Origin of the sequence: Nonomuraea sp. NPDC050663 (genome assembly GCF_044456985.1) — a bacterium.
In the GTDB taxonomy this organism is placed as follows: Bacteria; Actinomycetota; Actinomycetes; order Streptosporangiales; family Streptosporangiaceae; genus Nonomuraea.
In genome coordinates this window covers 163,470-181,701 of sequence record NZ_JBITGL010000018.1, presented here as the reverse complement: position 1 = coordinate 181,701, position 18,232 = coordinate 163,470, and the positions used below count along the sequence as shown (strand labels likewise).

The following is an 18,232-nucleotide window of genomic DNA, read 5'->3' as shown; positions in this document are numbered from 1 at the left end:
TGGTCAGCGCGGGTTGGTTCACTGTGGCCATGGAACAACGCGGAATCGAGCCGGTACCGGCCGGAGAGAGGTACGGCAGGCCGCGTGACCTGTTCTTCCTCTGGACCGGCACCACGATGGGCATCTTCACCCTCGTCTACGGCACCGTCCTCATCGCCTTCGGGCTCTCCTTCCCCCAGGCCGTGGCCGCCATCGTCGTCGGCAACCTGCTGGCCTTCCCGCTCGTCGGCCTGACGAGCCTGCAGGGCCCGGCCACCGGCACCGCGACCATGGCCGTCTCCCGGGCCGCGTACGGCACCAAGGGCGCGCGGGCGCTGAGCTTCTTCGGCTGGCTCAACATGGTCGGCTTCGAGGCCGGCGGCATGGTGCTGATCACGTTCGCGTCGCTCACGCTGCTGGAGCAGGCCGGGGTGGCCACCTCCACCGCCGTGAAGATCGTGGTGATCCTGGTCGCGGCGGCGATCCAGCTGGTGCTGCCGCTCATCGGGCACGCGGCGGTCATGAAGGCGCAGAAGTACTTCACCTGGGTCTTCGTCGCCCTGTTCGCCGTCATGGCGGTCATCGTCACCCCGAAGGTGACGCTCCAGGCGTCCGGCGGCGCCGACTTCGCGACGTTCACGATGGCGGTGGCGCTGGTCATGTCGGCGGGCGGCCTGTCGTGGGGCCCGCTGGGCGGCGACTACTCGCGCTACCTGCCCGCCTCCAGCAGCAAGAAGGCCGTCTTCGGCTGGGCCTTCCTGGGCGGCTTCCTGCCGTACGTGCTGCTCATGACGCTGGGCGCGGCCGTGGCCACGGTGGTGGCCGAGGCGGGCGACCCGATCTCGGGGCTGCCGAGCGCGCTGCCCGGCTGGTTCGTCGTGCCGTACCTGGTGCTGGCGATCGTCACGCTGTTCGCGGTCAACACCACCGACCTGTACTCCTCGGGCCTGAACCTGCAGGCGGCGGGCATCAGGCTGAAGCGTTCGACGGCGGTCGTGCTCGACCTGGTGATCTGCGTCATCATCACGTATGTGGCGGTGATGTCGGAGAACTTCAACTCCATGCTCAACACCTTCCTCGGCCTGCTGATCATCTGGCTGGCGCCGTGGGCGGGGGTGTACGTGACCGACTGGCTGCGGCGCGGGGGCGTCTACGACACCGGCGCGCTGTTCTCCGCCGCCGAGCCGTACCGCTGGCCCGCCCTGATCGCGCAGGCCGCCGGCATGGTCGTGGCCGCGCTGTCGATCAACTCGACGCTTTACGTCGGGCCGATCGCCACGCTGCTCGGCGGCGCCGACGTCTCGATCTTCCTCGGCCTCCTGGTCGCCGGCGGCCTGTACGCCGCCCTCGACCGCAGGCCCGTCCGCGTTCTGGAGGTGGCGGCATGACCCTGCTCGACGTCGCGTACGGCAGGCGGCCCGCTGACACGGTCATCGTCAACGGCACCCTGGTCAACGTCCTGACCGGTGAGCTCTACCCGGCCGAGGTCGGGATCTTCGAGGGCCGCGTCGCCTACGTGGGCCAGGCCCGCGAGCACGGCCCGGACACGAAGGTCATCGACGCCCGCGGCGGCCACCTGGTGCCCGGCCTCATCGACGGCCACCTGCACATCGAGTGCAGCAAGCTCTCCGTCACCAGCTTCGCCGACCTGGTCGTGCCGTTCGGCACCACCAGCGTGGTCTCGGGCCTGGACCAGATCCTCGTGGTCGAGGGCCTGCCCGGCGTGCGGCGTTTCCTCGACGAGTCGAAGCGGACGGGCATGCGCATCTGGTGGGGCGCGCCCGCCAAGGCCCCCTACACCGTGCCCCAGTCGAACGTCGGCTTCACCTTCGGCCCCGACGAGCACCGCGAGGCGCACACCTGGCCGGAGTGCGTCGGCATCTGGGAGACCGTCCAGGAGATGGTCGAGCACGGCGACCCCGCCGTGCACGAGGCGCTGGAGCTGGCCAGGAGGAACCGGCTGCCGGTGTTCGGCTGCGCCCCGCTGTCCGACGCCCGCCGCATCGCCGGGCTGGCCGCCGCCGGCATCCGCCTCGACCACGAGTCGTACTCCCACGAGGAGATGCTGGAGAAGCTGCGCCAGGGCATCTACGGCATCATCCGCGAGTCGTCGGTCGCCTTCTTCCTGGAGGAGAACATCAAGGTCGTGGAGAAGGCTGGCGCGCGGCGCATCGCCTTCTGCACCGACGACGTGCACGCCGCCGACGTGCTGGCCGGCGGCCACGTCGACAAGCTCGTCCGCATGGCGATCAAGGCGGGCGTCGACCCGGTCACCGCGATCCAGATGGCCACGATCAACTGCGCGGAGATGTACCGCATCGACCACGAGGTCGGCAGCATCTCCCCTGGCCGCCTGGCCGACGTGCTGATCGTCGACTCGCTGGAGGACTTCCGGGTCCGCGAGGTCGTCGCCGGCGGGTCGGTCGTCGCCCGCGACGGCGCGATGATCGCCCCGACGGCCCCGCCCGCCCGCGGCGAGGTCACGCCCTTCCCGGTCAGGCAGCTCACCGCCGCCGACTTCGTGCTGCGGTCAGACTCAGCCGAGGTGGACGTGCTCGCGATCGAGTTCACCGACCAGGTCTTCGTCCGCAGGCGGCGCGACCTGCGCCTGCCGGTCGTGGACGGCGTCGTCGAGCCGAGCGTCGAGCACGACGCGCTGCTGGTGACCGTCGTGGAGAGGTACGGCAAGACGGACGGGCCCAACGCGGCCGTCGCGATGGTCAGCGGCATGGGGCTGCGCGAGGGCGCCATCGCCACCAGCGCCGCCCCCGACGACAACAACGTCATCTGCGTCGGCGCCTCCCGCGACGACATGGCGGTCGCCGTCAACGAGGTCGTCCGCATGGGCGGCGGCCAGGTCGTCGTGGTCGGCGGCGAGGTGCGCGAGCGCCTGCCGCTGCCGATCGGCGGCATCGTCTCCGACCTGCCCGCCCACGAGATGGCCGCCGCCGAAACCCGCCTCGACGAGCTGGCCCGCGAGCTGGGCTGCCCGCTGCCCGCGCCGCTGATGTACCTGTTCTTCCTGTCCATCACCGCCATTCCCGACTACGCCGTCACCGACCTCGGTCTGGTCGACTGCGTCAACCTGGACGTCGTGGAGGTCATCCAGTGAACGACTTCATCAAGGGCCTGCCCAAGGCCGAGCTGCACCTGCACATCGAGGGCACGCTGGAGCCCGAGCTCAAGTTCGAGCTGGCCGGGCGCAACGGGATCGTCCTGCCGTACGCCACGATCGAGGAGCTGCGCGCGGCCTACGACTTCGACGACCTGCCCAGCTTCCTGAAGATCTACTACGAGGGCATGGGCGTGCTGCGCACCGAGCCCGACTTCTACGACCTGGCCTTCGCCTACCTGCGCAAGGCCGCCTCGCAGAACGTGCGCTACGCCGAGATCTTCTTCGACCCGCAGGCGCACACCTCGCGCGGCGTGCCGTTCGACATCGTCATCCGCGGCCTGCGCCGGGCGATTCTCGACGCCGAGAAGCAGCTCGGGATCAGGGCGCAGCTGATCATGTGCTTCCTGCGAGACTTCCAGGCGGAGTACGCCATGGCGACGCTGCTGGAGAGCCTGCCGTACAAGGAGTGGATCGTCGGCGTCGGCCTCGACTCCGACGAGAAGGGCAACCCGCCCGCCAAGTTCGCCGCCGTCTACGAGCGCGCCCGCCAGGAGGGTTACCTGCTGACGATGCACTGCGACGTCGACCAGGAGAACTCCGTCGAGCACATCCGCCAGGCCATCGAGGACATCGGCGTCGACCGCATCGACCACGGCGTCAACATCCTGGAGGACCCCACGCTCGTCGAGAAGGTCATCGACAGGGGCATCGGCCTGACCTGCTGCCCGATCTCCAACGGCATCGTCACCCGCTCGACCAAGGCCGCCGAGATCAAGAAGCTGCTCGGCCAGGGCGTGCGCGTGACGATCAACTCCGACGACCCCGCCTACTTCCCCGGCTACGTGGCCGAGAACCTGGCGGAGATGGGCTTCACCCAGGAGGAGCTGGTCCAGGTGCAGCGCAACGCCTTCGAGATCACCTGGCTGCCGCGCCACCTCAAGGACGCCTTCCTGGCCGAGCTGGAGGAGTACGCCGCCCGCTAGCCCGAGCAGGCCTGCAGGCGCAGGCCGACGCGGACGCGGGTGCCGCCCGCCTCGCGTTTGACCTCCGACCAGCCGCCCAGCGCGGCGGCCCGGTCGGCGATCGAGCCCAGCCCGGTCCCCCGGCGGGGGCCGGGCACCGGCGAGGCCCCCGTGAGGCCGTTGTCCTCCACGGTCACCACCAGCTCGCCGGCGCCCAGTTCCAGGCCCACCACGGCGCGCGTGGCGTGGGCGTGCTTGACCACGTTCGTGAGCGCCTCGCCGACGATCTGGTAGGCGACCGTCCCCACCTGCAGCGGCAACCCGCGCAGCGCCGCCTGGTCGGCCCTGACCTCGATGCGCAGCGGCCCGACGCCCAGCCGCCCGGCCAGCCACGTCACCGCTCCGTACAGGCCGCGTTCCTCCAGCTCCGTGGGGATGAGCCGGTCGATGAGCCGCCTGGTCAGCACCGACATCTCGTTGATGCCGCCCGCCAGTTGCTCGATCACCCGCTCGGGCGAAGCGCAGTCGCCCGAGCGGAGCGTGTCGCACAGCAGCCGCAGCGCCGAGATGTGCGGGCCGAGGCCGTCGTGCAGGTCGCGGTAGAGGCGCCGCCGCTCCATCTCCCACGAGCGGATCAGCTGCTCGCGGGCGGCCCTGACCTCCTCCAGCAGTTGCAGCGCCGCCAGGGCGGGAGTGGCCTGCCCGGCCAGCAGCGTGATCAGCTCGGCCTCGCGCGCCGGCAGCCGTCCCTCGTCGGGTCCGAGCACGCGCAGCCTGCCGATCACCCGTTCCTGGTAGCTGAGCTCGAAGCACTCGCCGAGCTCGACCGGCTCGCCCGCGGAGGCGAGCGTCACGGATTCCGACGGCCTGGCCTCCACCTCCAGCCGCGCTCCCGGCATGCCCAGGTCCTCGACGACGCTGCGGCAGACGGCCCCCGGCACCTCCTGCGGCTCGGGCGCCCGGTCCAGCCGCTCGGCCAGCGCCCGCACCGCCTCGTGCGGGCGCACGCCCGCTCCGAAGAACAGCCCTTCGAGCTTGCGTACGGCCCAGCCGCCCACGGGCCTGACGCCCATCCCGACGGTCAGGACGGCCGCGCCCAGGATCTCGGCGCGCACCCCCTCCACGTAGTAGGCGGTGACCCCGAGGAAGAGCAGGTCGAGCAGGGCGAGCACGGCGACCGTCGTGTACACCACGAGCATGCGCCTGGTGCCGCGTTCGAGGTGCCACAGCCGGGCCCTGCCCACGGTCCAGGCGGTGAGCCCGAAGCCGAGCAGGGCTCCGGCCAGCGCGGCGGGGAAAGCGAGGCTCTCGCCCCAGATCTCGGAGATGAACAGCGAGCTCCACACGACGTAGGCGCCGGTCAGCCGCAGCCGCCTGGCCGGGGCGCCGGCCGCGCCGATGAGGATCGTCGCCGTGACCAGCAGCCCGAGCGCGCCGTAGAGCTCGCGCTGGTGTTCCAGCAGCCAGCCGTACAGCGGGCCGGCGGGTTGCGGCATCAGCCCGGACGAGCGCGCGGCGGCCGCCGCGAGCGCCCGCTGCGCCCCGAGCCCCTGCTCGACCACCTGGAAGGCGGCCACGGTCGCGCAGACCGCCCAGGCGAGGGACCTGCGTGCCGTGATGCCGGGCAGCCAGAGCGGAGCGGTCAGCACGAACGTGCCGCGGACGATCGCGGCCACCAGGTGGATCCAGGGATCGACGGGCAGCTCGGCCAGCCCCACCAGCACGCGCAGCGGCTCCTCGGCGACGTAGGCCACCCCGACGAGCATCAGCCAGCCGCCCAGCCGGGGCCGGACGCGGCCGGCCAGCAGCAGGAACCCGGCCGTGTAGAGCGGCAGGCCGAGCAGGAGCCAGACGGCCGCCCGCTCCAGGCGCTCCGGCGGGTAGTCGAGGCCCGGGGTGAGGACCATCGCCGCCCAGCCCGACAACACCAGGATCAGCACGCAGCTGACGACGGTGGCCGGGCCGCCCGCATCGATCTGGCGGATCGATCTCATGTGAGCTCCGGGATCAGTTAAATGAAGGCATGAATATTCGGGTGGTGATCGTGGACGATTACCCGCTCTATGTCACGGGGGTGAAAACCGCACTTTCCGATATTTCCGACATCGAGGTCATCGGTGACGCCGACACCGTCGCCGCGACCGTCGAATTGTGCCGGGAAAGCCGTCCCGACATCGTCCTGGTCGATCTGGAACTGCACAGCGACCCCGGCGCCGGCGTCGACCTCATCGGCCGCCTGTCGGCGGAGCTGCCGCAGACCAGGTTCGTCGTGCTCAGTCAGTACCGAGGGCGCAGCAAGATCGCCGCCGCCGTCACCGCCGGGGCCTGCGGCTTCCTCCACAAGGAGAGCAGCCGCAGCGTGCTGGTGCAGGCGATCAGAGCCGTGGCGGAGGGGATCCACGTGCTCGATCCGAGCCTCGGCGACCACTTCCGAGAGGCTTTCGGGCAGCCGCCGAGGCCCTTCCCCGAGCTGTCCGACCGCCTGCACCAGGTCCTGGAGTTGCTGGCCGCTGGATACGGCTACTCACGCATCGCCGACACCCTGCACCTGGCGCCGGGAACGGTCCGCAACCTCGTCACGCAACTCGTGCACACCCTGGGAGTGCGCAACAAGGAGGAGGCGGTGGTCCTGGCCAAAGAGCGCGGCCTCGGCACTCACCTGCAGGTGTAGACCCACAGTTCGTACAGATCGCCCCCGTGCCCGGGTGGCGGCGGGTCGATCGCCACCGCCAGGCACTCCCACTGCCGCCACCGTCCCGACCGCTTGCCGTCGTCTCCCGCCTTGGCGCAGCCGGAGTAGGTGCGGTAGGTCTTCTCCAGCCGCGGCCCGCAGGCCTGCGCCGCCAGGCCCGCGCTCTGCATCGTCCCGGCGAGCATGGCCGCGCCCGCGAGAACCGCCGCTGCTTTGGCGATCGTCATTTCTTTTCCCTTCGAGGTTGCCGACTCCCAGAAAGAATGACATTCGCCGTTGTCACGCCGCCGAGCCATTCGTCATCGGCCGGCGTGCATTTCTCACCTCATGCCCAGCGCGATAATGAAATCCACCCGGCCGTCCCATGAACTGAGCGAGCGGCCCGTCAGCTCCTCGATCCGCCGCAGCCGGTATCGCAGCGTGTTGACATGGACGTGCAGCCCCGCCGCCGTCGCAGCCCAGTTGCCCGACTCCTCCAGGAACGCCTCCAGCGTCGCCAGCAGATCGGTCTGGTGGGCGGCGTCGTAGTCTTCCAGCGGCCCGAGCAGCCGGTCGCGGAAGGAGCGCCGCAACTCGCCGGGGATGGCCGCGAGCAGGGTGCGGTGCGAACCCGCGTCGTCGCCGGTGACCAGGCTGACCGGCGAGCCGCCGAGCGCCGCCAGCGCGTGGGCGTTCCTGGCCTCCTCCAGCAGCCCGCTCAGCGCGGCCGGGCTGGTGGTCACGCCGCTCAGCCCGAGGGTGATGCGCTCCAGCCCGGCCTCCAGCGTGCGGGCGCCGCGCAGCAGGTGGGCGGTCAGGTCCTCGGCGGAGTTGCCCGCCAGCGGCACCAGCGCCACGGCCACCCCGTCGGAGGCGGTGACCACGCCCGGCGCCAGCGGCCGCAGCAGCTCGTCGAGGACGGCGACGCTGACCTCCGGCGAGGGCCCGGCGGTGGCCACCACGGCGAGCAGGCCGTGCTCGGTCTCCACGTGCAGGGTGTGCAGGCGCGAGACGACCGAGGGCAGCGCGGCGTCGCCCGACTCCAGGAGCTCCAGGAGCTGGTCGAGGACACGCCGCTCGATGCGGTGGGCCGCCTCCAGGCGCGAACGTTCCAGCGCCACCAGGGCGGCCAGCTCGACGATGAGGTCTTCGTGCTCGCCCGGCGTGCCCTGGTAGGCGAGGAACCAGTTGGCGATGCGGTGGGGCGCGCCCCGGCTGATCGGGAAGATCGACAGGCCGTCGGCCATGCCGGGCAGGAAGCGGGCGGCCAGGAAGGTCTGCGCGAGCCGTACGGCCTCCTCGCCCGGCAGCGGCCGGGAGCCGACCACGATGCGGCCGGTGGGCGAGACCACCCAGCAGCCCACCTCCAGCTCGTCGGCGACGGCGGTGACCAGCTTCGACAGGCTGCCGCCGTCGACCAGGGTGCTGGCCAGCCGGCGCCGCGAGCCGTACCTGGGCTTGGGAGGGGTGCCGAGCTCGGCGATCAGCGCACGCAGGACGTGCTCGGTGACCGTGCTGAAGGGCACGTCGACCGGGAGGGTCAGGAGCGGGAGCCCGGCGGCCGCGCAGGCGTCGATGAGGTCGTCGGGCACGCCCTTCAGCGCTGTGCCCGAGACCAGGGCGGCCACGTCGCCGAGCGCCGCCACGAACCGCTGCGCGGAGGCCGGCCCGGTGTGCCAGGTCAGCTCGGTCATCACCAGCTCGCCCGGTTTGACGAAGCGGCCCGGCTCGATCAGGTCGGTCGTCGAGACGCCGCGCACCTGCCGGTCGAGCAGGTCGTGCCCGGTCAGCACCTTCAGCGCCAGGTGGTCGGCCTGCAGCAGCTCCCTCAGCCGCATGGCCAGCCCTCCTGGCGCCAGGCGGCGTCCCAGTACATCCACTCGAAGCGGGCGGTGGTCAGGGCGACGTCGAGCAGGGCGGGATCGGGCTCCAGCGAGTCGAGCAGGTCGAGCACGCCGGAGACCGTCTCCTGGTACTCCTCGCCGCCGTAGGTCTCGATCCACCAGGCGTACAGCGGGTCGGGCGAGGACGAGGCCAGCAGCCGCTCCCCCACCCTGGCGTAGATCCAGTAGCAGGGCACGATCGCCGCCAGCGCCTCGGGAAAGGTGCCCAGCGAGCAGGTGCGCACCAGGTAGGAGGCGTAGCCGACCGTGGTCGGCCCCGGCCCCTGCTTGCGGGCGTCGGCCTCGGCCAGGCCGAAGGCCTGCAGCAGCTCCACGACCAGGCTGTGCTCGACCTCGACGGTGCGGGCCGCGTCTGTGGCGAAGCGGTGGATCGCGGCCGGGCCGGGAGCACGCGAACCGCAGGCGGCCAGGGCGCGGGCGTAGTCGGGCAGGAAGTGCGCCTCCTGCACCACGTAGTGGCGGAAGGCCTCGCGTGGCAGCGACCCGTCGGTCAGCCCGGTCAGGAACGGGTGCGCGACGATGTCACGGTAGACCGGCTCGATGACCTGCCACAACTCTGCGCGAATCACTGACAGATGCTACCGGCACCCAGCTCCGCCGCCAGGCCGGTCTGCTGGTAGAGCACCGAGCGGCCGTTCCTCCTGCGGCTGACCAGCCTGGCCTCCCGCAGCACCGTCAGATGCTCGCTCACCGCGGCCGCCGTGATGCCGAGCCGTACGGCCAGCTCCGTGGTGGTGTGCGGCAGATCGAGCAGGGACAGGATGGCCGCCCGGTTACGGCCCATCAGCCTCACCAGCGGCTCGGAGACCTGCGTCGCCTGCCAGGTCAGGGCGACCCCGCGGGGCGCGTACACCAGCGTGGGCTCGCAGTCGCCGTGCGCGGCCAGCAGGCCGGGGTAGCCGAACACGCACGGGATGAGCAGCACGCCCACGCCCCTGGCCGGCAGGCACTCGTCGACCTGCGGCTTGTTGATGCGCAGCATCCCGTCGTGGTACTCCACGTCGGGATGCAGGCCGGTCAGCACCGCGGCCAGGCCGCCGGTGGCCAGCGCGGTCGTCCGGTAGCCCAGGTCGTCGTCGTGGACGGCCCGCAACCTGGGCCAGACCGGCTCGATCGCCGCCGCCCAGTAGGCCGCCACCTCGTCGCGCAGGCTCGCGCCGAGTCCCTCGAGCTCCTTCTCGAAGTCCTCCGCCGGCTCCGTCAGCAGCTCCTCCGGTACGTGACGCAGGTCGGCCAGGAGCACGGGCAGCCGGTCCAGCACGCGCCTGCCGTGCGGGGCCAGCGACTGCAGCCAGGGACGGTGCACGTGACGGTCGCCCGCGCCGAGCAGCAGCCGCACGCTGGCCAGGAGTTCCAGCATCGGGGAGCGGCCGAAACGCACGCGCGCGACGTCGTGCGGGCCGAGCCGGTACTCGATCACAAGCCCCAGCCTAATCCTGGGCGGGCCACCCGAGATCACCGATGCTGGTCGGCATGGCAGAGTTCGACTTCCTCGTCGGCGTCTTCGACGTCCGCAACCGGCGCAAGGCCGTGGCCTCGCTGATCGCCGACCCGGCGGCCACCCTGGCGGCGGGCTGGGAGGAGTTCCCCGCGGTCAACACCGGCACCGCCTTCCTCGGCGGGCAGGTGGTCGTGGATGAGTACGCCGCGGTGCTGCCCGGCGGACGCGAGGTGGCCTTCGTCGACGTGCACGCCCACGACCCGGGCACCGGTCGGTGGAGCAACGCCATCCACGCCCGTGGCCACTCCCCCGACTGGAGCCTTCACGTGGGCAGGTTCGAGGACGGGGTCGGCACGTTCTACCGGGAGCTCGACGGCCTGCGCATGCGCCACACCTGGGACCGCGTCACCGCGGCGTCGGCGCGTTTCCGGCAGGCCTTCTCGACCGACGGCGGCGCCACCTGGCACGACAACTGGATCATGGAGTTGTCGAGGCGCGCATGACCACGCGGGGCGCCAGCTCGATGCCCAGCGCGCGCTCGTGCTCCACCAGGGCGCGCAGCTCCGGGCCCCACGCGGGCTCGGGCACGACGGCGAAGCCGTGCCTGGCATACCAGGGCGCGTTCCACGGCACGTCGCGGAAGGTCGTCAGCGTCACGCCCGGCGCGCCCACGGCCGCCGCGTGGTCGAGCACCGCGGCCATCAGCCGCCCGCCGATGCCCTGCCGCATGCGCGCGGGATGCACGGCCAGCTGGTCGAGATGGACGTGACCGTCGATCCACCCGAGCATCGCGAACCCGGCCGGCGGATCGCCCTCCACGAGCACCCGCGCCGGGTCGTCGGTCTCCTCGATCATGGTCGTGCCCGGCGGGAAGACGATGCCCACCTCGGCGAACAGCCCGTCGGCCGCCCGTTCGATCTCCGCCAGCTCCGGCAACTCGCCCAGCTCAGCCCACCGAACCATTGGCCCCTCGTAGCGTAAGGTGATGATCGAGAGCCTGGCTGTGCGGAGCCGGGCAACCCTCCTCTTTGTGGTTGAGTCTGCCCACGGTCGGGTGCCGTGGGCAACTCCCTTTTCAGAGGTCGAGCAGGTGCTCCAGGCCCACGGTCAGCCCCGGCAGCTCGGCGATCCTGCGCACGCCCAGCAGCACGCCCGGCGTGAAGCTGGCGCGGTTCATCGTGTCGTGGCGGATCGTCAGGATCTCGCCGTCGCCGCCCAGGATGACCTCCTGGTGCGCGATCAGCCCGGCCAGGCGCACCGCGTGCACGTGCACACCCTGCACGTTCGCGCCCCTGGCGCCGTCGAGCTCGGTGCTGGTCGCGTCGGGCATCGGCCCCACGCCCGCCTTCGAGCGCGCCTGCGCCACCAGCTCGGCCGTACGGCGAGCGGTGCCGGACGGGGCGTCGGCCTTGTTCGGGTGGTGCAGCTCGACGATCTCCACCGAGTCGAAGTAGCGCGCCGCCTGCTGCGCGAAGTGCATCATCAGCACCGCGGCGATGCCGAAGTTGGGCGCGATCAGGCAGTTGGCGCCGCCGGAGGTCCAGCCCCGCACCTGCTCCAGCCGGGCCTCGTCGAATCCGGTGGTGCCGACCACGGCGTGGACGCCGTGGGACAGGGCCCACTCGAGGTTGCCCATGACGACGTCGGGATGGGTGAAGTCGACCACCACCTGCGCGCCTTGCAGCCCCTCGATGGGGTCGTCCTTGTCGATCGCCGCCACCAGCTCGGTGTCGGCGGCAGCCTCGACGGCCTTGCAGACTTCCTGACCAACGCGCCCTCTGGCGCCAAGCACTCCTACCCGGATCACAGGGTCAGGCTACTGGACTCCCCAGGGGCGGCGAAGGTTGCCATGAGCTCTGTGCACTTGTGCATAGAAGGGCTCGCGTAACGGGCGCACATTGGCCGGTGCCGCCTCAGTCCGATCCCTCATGTCCCGAGAGGACGACCCATGAGATTCGTCATTGGGCTGCTCGTGGCCACGTTCGTGGTGGCTCCCGCCCCGGCCGGAGCGCAGGTCGCGCCGCCGTACGACGCCGCCTCCGTCATCGTCAAGTATCGCGCCGACGTCCCCGACACCAGGCGCCGCGACGTCGAGCGGCGCTCGGGGGTCAGCCGGCTGCGGGCCCTGCGCACCGGCGCCGACCTGCTCCGCACCGACCAGGACCCGGCCCAGGTGGCCGCCAGGCTCAGCCGCGACCCCGCGGTGGAGTACGCCGAGCCCAACTACCTGATCCGGGTCGGCTCGGTCCCGCCGCCGATCTTCCCCACCGATCCCGACTTCTCCGACCAGTACCACCTCCACAACACCGGCCAGACCGGCGGCATCGCCGACGCCGACATCGACGCGCCCGAGGGCTACTTCACCCTGGCCCAGGCCGGCATCCCCGGCGCGCCCGTCAAGGTCGGCATCGTCGACACCGGCATCGACATCGGCCACGAGGACCTGGCGGTCAACGTGATCGGCTGCGCCCGTTCCACGGGGCTGTTCAACGGCGGTATCAACGAGGGCAGCTGCAAGGACGGCAACAACCACGGCACCCACGTGGCCGGCATCGTCGCCGCCCGCGCCGGCAACGGCCAGGGTGGCGCCGGGGTGGCCTTCAACGCCCGCCTCATCATCTGCAAGGCCTTCGACAACAACGGCAACGGCACCGTGGCCGACGTCTCCGACTGCCTGCTGTGGACCTGGCAGCAGGGCGCCAAAGTGATCAACATGAGCTTCGGCTTCGGCGCCGACTCCGCCACGCTGCGCCAGGCCGTCGAGAACGTCTTCCAGCTCGGCCTCGTCCAGGGCGCGACCCTGGTGGCCTCGGCGGGCAACGTGCTGCCCGGCCAGCAGGGCACCCAGGTGTTCCCCGCGGCCTATTCGCAGGTGATCGCCGTCTCGGCCACCAACGACCGCGACAACCTCGCGGTCTTCGGCAGCGGCCAGGTCTCCAACACCGGGACGTTCGTCGACGTGGCGGCTCCCGGCGACGACGTGCTGTCGTCCATCGTCGGCGACGCCTACGACGAGTTCGACGGGACCTCGATGTCTGCCCCCATCGCCACGGGCGTAATCGCCGCCATCCGCTCCCGTTTCCCGGCCTTCAGCGCGCAGGGAGCCTTCAACCGGCTCGTCGCCACCGTCGATGACCTGGGCATTCCGGGACGCGACAACGCCTTCGGGCACGGCCGGGTCAATCTGTGCAACGCGCTGGCCACCACGGCCGCGCAGGAGTGCCCATAGCGGCATCTTGCGGGCGCGGGCACCGGGTCTCATAATCATCCACGGAGAGCCAGGAATCGCACGGGGTGGAGCGCGAGCCTGGGCTGCTCACGGGGGTGGTTCGCCGGGTGGGGCCGGTGGTCTGCGTCTGTTCACCATGCAACGGTGCGGTCCCGTCGTGGTCCGCACCGTTGCGGAGCGCTGAAGAAAGGCCGGACCGTGACAATCGGCAGCGAGCAACCGCGGACCTTCTCCGGTTTGCTGGAGTACGACCTGGTGAGCTGGTCACAGCGCACCTGCATCGAGGTGGAGATCTGGGCGCTGCCCGCGGACGACCTGACCGGCCCCGCGGCCGACCTGGCCCGCGAGACCGTGCGCGCCGCCCTGGCCGAGGTCGAGCGGTTCGGCCGGGCCACGACCGTGTCGTTCGCCCTGACCATGCACAAGGGTGGCCTGCGGCTGACCGTCGCCGACGAGGGAGCGGTCAAGCCGGAGGAGGAGGTGCGCGGCAGGCGCACCACCACCGGGCTCACCATCAGCAGGATCCCCGGTGGCGGCAGCACCATCGGAGCGGTGATCAGGGTCAGCTGATCGCCGAGGAGAAGTCCTTGTCGCCGTAGGGCCCGATCACGGCGAGCGTGAGCGGACGCTTGAGCACGTCGCGGGCCACGGCGAGGATCTCGTCGGGCGTGACCTCGTCGATCCTGGCGAGCACGTCGTCGACCGACAGCAGCTCGTCGTAGACGAGCTCGTTCTTGCCGATCCTCGACATGCGCGAGCCGGTGTCCTCCAGGCCGAGCACGAGGCCGCCGCGCATCTGACCCTTGCCCCGCACGAGCTCCTCGTCGGAGATGCCCTGGTCGACGACGCGGGCGACCTCGTCGCGGCAGATCTTCAGCACCTCGTCGATCTTGGACGGCAGGCATCCGACGTAGATGCCGAACTGCCCGGTGTCGGCGTAGGCCGAGGTGTAGCTGTAGGCGGAGTAGGCCAGGCCGCGCTTCTCGCGGATCTCCTGGAACAGGCGCGACGACATGCCGCCGCCCAGGGCCGCGTTGAGCACGCCGAGCGCGAACCGGCGGTCGTCGGTGCGCGACATCGCGGTGGTGCCCAGCACCAGGTTGGCCTGCTCGGTGGGCCGGTCGAGCACCCTGACCCCGGAGCGCGGCGCGACCCCCGGGCCCTCGATCCGCGGCGGCACCGCCTCGGCGGGGCCGTTGAGCGCGCCCGCGCGGCCGTAGGCCTTGGCCACCAGCTCCACGACCTGCTCGTGCCGGATGTTGCCCGCCACGGAGACGACAGTACGGCTGGGCAGGTAGTACCTGCGGTAGTACTCGACGATCCGGTCACGCTGCAGCGTGTTGATCGACTCCACGGTGCCCAGGATCGGCCGGCCGATGGGCGAGTCGCCGTACAGCTCGGCCGAGAACTGCTCGTGCACCACGTCGGAGGGATCGTCGTCGTGCATGGCGATCTCCTCCAGGATCACGCCCCGCTCGGCGTCGACGTCGTCGAGGTCGATCAGCGAGCTGGTCACCACGTCGGCGAGCACGTCGACCGCCACCGGCAGGTCCTCGTCGAGGACCCGCGCGTAGTAGCAGGTGTACTCCTTGGCGGTGAAGGCGTTGATCTCACCGCCGATGCCCTCGATCGAGGCGGAGATCTCCATCGCGTCGCGGCTGGGCGTTCCCTTGAAGAGCAGATGCTCCAGGAAGTGGGTGGCGCCCATGTGCTCGGGCGCCTCGTCGCGCGAACCGATGCCGACCCACATGCCCACCGCCACGCTGCGCACGGTCGGCATGGTCTCGGTCACCACTCGCAGCCCTCCCGGCAGGATGGTGCGTTTGACCGTGCCTACGCCTTCCCTGCCCGGGTGGAGGGTGGTCTCGATCAACGCGCGCTCCTTCTGCCCGGGCGCCGACTTCGTCGTCGTCACATCGCCCACTGTACGGCTGCGCCGTACGTACTCCGTACTCCCTTGCAAGCCTCCCTCTGGGGGCTTGCGCCAAAAGTCCTTTTCAAGGGCCGCCTGGCCCTCCAGAAAACGCGACCGCGCGGCCGGGTTCGGCCGCGCGGTCGTGATGCCCCTCGTTACGAGTTGCGGTCGTCGCCATCGGCCGGGCGGCGGGTCCGCACGCGGGTGCGGGTGCGGCGCGGCTTGTCGTCGCCCGAGGACCCCTCGGCGGCGTCGCCGGCGGCGGCCTCGGCGGCGGGCTCGTCACCGGCCGCGCCCCTGGCCTCCTTCTCGGCGGCCTCCTTCTCGATGACCTCGACCGGGACCAGCGAGAGCTTGCCACGCGAGTCGATCTCGGCGATCTCCACCTGGATCTTCTCGCCCACGTTCATGACGTCCTCGACGTTCTCGATGCGCTTGCCGCCGTGCAGCTTGCGGATCTGGGAGACGTGGAGCAGACCGTCCTTGCCGGGCATGAGGCTCACGAAGGCGCCGAAGGAGGCGATCTTCACGACCGTGCCCAGGTAGCGCTCGCCGACCTCCGGCATGTGGGGGTTGGCGATCGCGTTGATGGCGCTACGCGCGGCCTCCGCAGACGGGCCGTCGGTGGCGCCGATGTAGATGGTGCCGTCGTCCTCGATCGTGATCTCGGCGCCGGTGTCGTCCTGGATCTGGTTGATCATCTTGCCCTTCGGCCCGATGACCTCACCGATCTTGTCGACCGGGACCTTGATGGTGATGATGCGCGGCGCGGTGGCGTTCATCTCCGCCGGGGCGTCGATCGCCTCCTGCATCACGTCGAGGATCGCCAGACGGGCGCCCTTGGCCTGCTTCAGCGCGGCGGCCAGCACGGAGGCGGGGATGCCGTCGAGCTTGGTGTCGAGCTGGAGCGCGGTGATGACGTCCTTGGTGCCGGCGACCTTGAAGTCCATGTCGCCCATGGCGTCCTCGGCGCCCAGGATGTCGGTCAGGGTGATGTAGGTGTCGCCCTGGCCGATGAGGCCCATCGCGATGCCGGCCACCATCTCCTTGAGCGGCACGCCGGCGTCGAGCAGCGCCATCGTGGAGGCGCAGACCGAGCCCATCGAGGTGGAGCCGTTGGAGCCCAGAGCCTCGGAGACCTGGCGGATCGCGTAGGGGAACTCCTCGCGAGCCGGCAGGACCGGGATCAGCGCCCGCTCGGCCAGCGCGCCGTGACCGATCTCACGACGCTTGGGCGAGCCCACCCGGCCGGTCTCACCGGTGCTGTAGGGCGGGAAGTTGTAGTTGTGCATGTAGCGCTTGGTCTTCTCGGGGTTGAGAGTGTCGACCATCTGCTCCATGCGCAGCATGTTCAGCGTCGTGACGCCCAGGATCTGGGTCTCGCCGCGCTCGAACAGCGCCGAGCCGTGCACGCGCGGGATCACGTGGACCTCGGCGGACAGGGCGCGGATGTCCTTGGGACCGCGGCCGTCGATGCGGATGCCCTCGTTGATGACGCGCTCGCGCATGAGGTTCTTCATGACGCTGCGGAAGGCGGCGCTCAGCTCCTTCTCGCGGCCCTCGAACTCGGGCAGCAGCTTCTCGCCCAGGGTCGACTTGACCCGGTCGAGCTCGCTCTCGCGCTCCTGCTTGCCGGCGATCGTCAGAGCGGCGGCGACGTCACCCTTGACGGCCGCCTCGACGGCGGCGTAGGCGTCGTCCTGGTAGTCGAGGAAGACGGGGTAGTCGGCCGTCTCCTTGGCCGCGACCTTGGCGACCTTGTTCTGGGCCTCGCACAGCACCTTGATGAAGGGCTTGGCGGCCTCGAGACCCTGGGCGATGGTCTCCTCGGTCGGCGCGACCGCACCGCCGGCGACGAGCTTCAGCGTCTCCTTGGTGGACTCGGCCTCGACCATCATGATCGCGACGTCGCCGTCGGCGAGCACACGGCCGGCCACCACCATGTCGAAGGTGGCGCGCTCGAGCTCGGGGTGGGTCGGGAAGGCCACCCACTGGCCGTCGATCAGAGCGACGCGCACGCCGCCGATCGGGCCCGAGAAGGGCAGCCCGGCGAGCTGGGTCGACAGCGACGCGGCGTTGATGGCCACGACGTCGTAGAGGTGGTCGGGGTGCAGCGCCATGATGGTCGCCACGACCTGGATCTCGTTGCGCAGGCCCTTGACGAACGACGGGCGCAGCGGCCGGTCGATCAGGCGGCAGGTGAGGATGGCGTCCTCGGACGGACGGCCCTCACGGCGGAAGAACGAGCCGGGGATGCGTCCCGCGGCGTACATGCGCTCCTCGACGTCGACCGTGAGCGGGAAGAAGTCGAGGTTTTCCTTCGGGTTCTTCGAGGCGGTGGTCGCGCTCAGGACCATCGTCTCGTTGTCGAGATAGGCGACGGCGGAACCCGCAGCCTGACGCGCGAGGCGGCCGGTCTCGAACCGGATCGTGCGCGTGCCGAAAGCGCCGTTGTCGATGACGGCTTCAGCGGTGTGGACACCCTCCACGGGGGACCTCCTTTGGTCAGTAGGTCTCCCGCGCCCTCATGAAAATCACCGGCACCCTCGTTGTAGGTGCAGCGCCGGTCATCGATCGAAGCGCCCGGTCTTTCGACCGGAAGCCACTACCGAGGACCGGCCCGCATGCGTCGCGGGTCGCTAGGTGCTCGTGCGGACGCGGGGGCATTAGTGTCTCGGATCTTAAGTTGTCTAAATGAGAAGGGAGCGGCGAAACGCCGCTCCCTTGTCACACTATCGGCGCAGACCGAGGCGCTCGATGAGCGAACGGTAGCGCTCGATGTCCTTGTTCTGCAGGTACTTCAGCAGGCGGCGACGCCGGCCGACCAGCAGGAGCAGACCACGACGGCTGTGGTGGTCGTGCTTGTGGGACTTGAGGTGCTCGGTCAGCTCGCTGATGCGCTTGCTGAGCAGCGCGATCTGGACCTCGGGGGAACCCGTGTCGCTGTCGCCCTTGGCGTACTCAGCGATGATTGCCTTCTTGGCAGTGGTGTCGAGGGACACGACTCTCCTTGAAC

The 18,232-nt window shown here is 70.6% G+C and carries 17 protein-coding genes; 7 read left to right on the top strand and 10 right to left on the bottom strand.

The features are described from left to right. Positions 1-29: 29 nt before the first annotated feature. The 3 genes from ACIBH1_RS39790 to add are packed head-to-tail and all read left to right on the top strand — an operon-like array spanning position 30 to position 4,077. Positions 30-1,367, top strand: a complete 1,338-nt coding sequence (locus ACIBH1_RS39790; protein ID WP_397319239.1) for a purine-cytosine permease family protein — start codon at positions 30-32, stop codon at positions 1,365-1,367. Then, the gene (locus tag ACIBH1_RS39785) at positions 1,364-3,091 is read left to right on the top strand and encodes an adenine deaminase C-terminal domain-containing protein (RefSeq protein WP_397319238.1); all 1,728 of its coding nucleotides are present in this window, start codon (positions 1,364-1,366) and stop codon (positions 3,089-3,091) included. The genes ACIBH1_RS39790 and ACIBH1_RS39785 overlap by 4 nt, the downstream gene beginning before the upstream one ends. Next, positions 3,088-4,077 (top strand): adenosine deaminase, encoded by a 990-nt coding sequence (gene add, locus ACIBH1_RS39780; RefSeq protein ID WP_397319237.1) that lies wholly within the window; start codon positions 3,088-3,090, stop codon positions 4,075-4,077. Before ACIBH1_RS39785 ends, add begins: the two co-directional genes overlap by 4 nt. Here the strand turns inward: add and ACIBH1_RS39775 are convergent. Continuing rightward, the gene (locus ACIBH1_RS39775; protein ID WP_397319236.1) at positions 4,074-6,050 is read right to left on the bottom strand and encodes a sensor histidine kinase; all 1,977 of its coding nucleotides are present in this window, start codon (positions 6,048-6,050) and stop codon (positions 4,074-4,076) included. The two genes, add and ACIBH1_RS39775, sit on opposite strands and share 4 nt — an antisense overlap. Before the next feature lie 29 nt (positions 6,051-6,079). Between ACIBH1_RS39775 and ACIBH1_RS39770 the strand changes: the two genes are divergently transcribed. Continuing rightward, on the top strand, positions 6,080-6,727 hold the full coding sequence (locus ACIBH1_RS39770) for a response regulator (protein ID WP_397319235.1): 648 nt from the start codon (positions 6,080-6,082) through the stop codon (positions 6,725-6,727). Here the strand turns inward: ACIBH1_RS39770 and ACIBH1_RS39765 are convergent. From ACIBH1_RS39765 to ACIBH1_RS39750, 4 genes are all read right to left on the bottom strand, one after another. After that, positions 6,712-6,975 (bottom strand): hypothetical protein, encoded by a 264-nt coding sequence (locus ACIBH1_RS39765; protein WP_397319234.1) that lies wholly within the window; start codon positions 6,973-6,975, stop codon positions 6,712-6,714. The two genes, ACIBH1_RS39770 and ACIBH1_RS39765, sit on opposite strands and share 16 nt — an antisense overlap. Positions 6,976-7,068: 93 nt before the next feature. Further along, a complete protein-coding gene (locus ACIBH1_RS39760) occupies positions 7,069-8,565 on the bottom strand; it encodes a PucR family transcriptional regulator (protein WP_397319233.1) in 1,497 nt (498 codons plus the stop codon). Beyond that, on the bottom strand, positions 8,556-9,200 hold the full coding sequence (locus ACIBH1_RS39755) for a TenA family protein (protein WP_397319232.1): 645 nt from the start codon (positions 9,198-9,200) through the stop codon (positions 8,556-8,558). Before ACIBH1_RS39755 ends, ACIBH1_RS39760 begins: the two co-directional genes overlap by 10 nt. Next, positions 9,197-10,051 (bottom strand): helix-turn-helix domain-containing protein, encoded by an 855-nt coding sequence (locus tag ACIBH1_RS39750; RefSeq protein ID WP_397319231.1) that lies wholly within the window; start codon positions 10,049-10,051, stop codon positions 9,197-9,199. The genes ACIBH1_RS39755 and ACIBH1_RS39750 overlap by 4 nt, the downstream gene beginning before the upstream one ends. Before the next feature lie 53 nt (positions 10,052-10,104). Between ACIBH1_RS39750 and ACIBH1_RS39745 the strand changes: the two genes are divergently transcribed. Then, the gene (locus tag ACIBH1_RS39745) at positions 10,105-10,575 is read left to right on the top strand and encodes a hypothetical protein (protein WP_397319230.1); all 471 of its coding nucleotides are present in this window, start codon (positions 10,105-10,107) and stop codon (positions 10,573-10,575) included. Here the strand turns inward: ACIBH1_RS39745 and ACIBH1_RS39740 are convergent. Both ACIBH1_RS39740 and dapB read right to left on the bottom strand, forming a co-directional pair. Next, a complete protein-coding gene (locus tag ACIBH1_RS39740) occupies positions 10,550-11,035 on the bottom strand; it encodes a GNAT family N-acetyltransferase (protein ID WP_397319229.1) in 486 nt (161 codons plus the stop codon). The genes ACIBH1_RS39745 and ACIBH1_RS39740 overlap by 26 nt on opposite strands. 112 nt (positions 11,036-11,147) lie before the next feature. Next, positions 11,148-11,879, bottom strand: a complete 732-nt coding sequence (gene dapB / locus ACIBH1_RS39735) for a 4-hydroxy-tetrahydrodipicolinate reductase (protein WP_397319228.1) — start codon at positions 11,877-11,879, stop codon at positions 11,148-11,150. Between the two features lie 141 nt (positions 11,880-12,020). Here dapB and ACIBH1_RS39730 point away from each other — a divergent pair, with 141 nt between their 5' ends. After that, the gene (locus tag ACIBH1_RS39730) at positions 12,021-13,301 is read left to right on the top strand and encodes a S8 family peptidase (RefSeq protein WP_397319227.1); all 1,281 of its coding nucleotides are present in this window, start codon (positions 12,021-12,023) and stop codon (positions 13,299-13,301) included. 198 nt (positions 13,302-13,499) lie between these two features. Then, positions 13,500-13,871 carry a hypothetical protein gene (locus ACIBH1_RS39725; protein ID WP_397319226.1) on the top strand — a complete coding sequence of 124 codons (372 nt, stop codon included), beginning with the start codon at positions 13,500-13,502 and terminating at the stop codon, positions 13,869-13,871. Here the strand turns inward: ACIBH1_RS39725 and ACIBH1_RS39720 are convergent. From ACIBH1_RS39720 to rpsO, 3 genes are all read right to left on the bottom strand, one after another. After that, the gene (locus tag ACIBH1_RS39720; protein ID WP_397319225.1) at positions 13,864-15,216 is read right to left on the bottom strand and encodes a M16 family metallopeptidase; all 1,353 of its coding nucleotides are present in this window, start codon (positions 15,214-15,216) and stop codon (positions 13,864-13,866) included. The two genes, ACIBH1_RS39725 and ACIBH1_RS39720, sit on opposite strands and share 8 nt — an antisense overlap. Positions 15,217-15,371: 155 nt before the next feature. Beyond that, the gene (locus tag ACIBH1_RS39715; protein WP_397319224.1) at positions 15,372-17,705 is read right to left on the bottom strand and encodes a polyribonucleotide nucleotidyltransferase; all 2,334 of its coding nucleotides are present in this window, start codon (positions 17,703-17,705) and stop codon (positions 15,372-15,374) included. A gap of 243 nt (positions 17,706-17,948) precedes the next feature. Next, positions 17,949-18,218: a 30S ribosomal protein S15 gene (gene rpsO / locus ACIBH1_RS39710; RefSeq protein WP_312894172.1), complete on the bottom strand. Its 270-nt coding sequence runs from the start codon at positions 18,216-18,218 to the stop codon at positions 17,949-17,951. Positions 18,219-18,232: the final 14 nt, after the last annotated feature.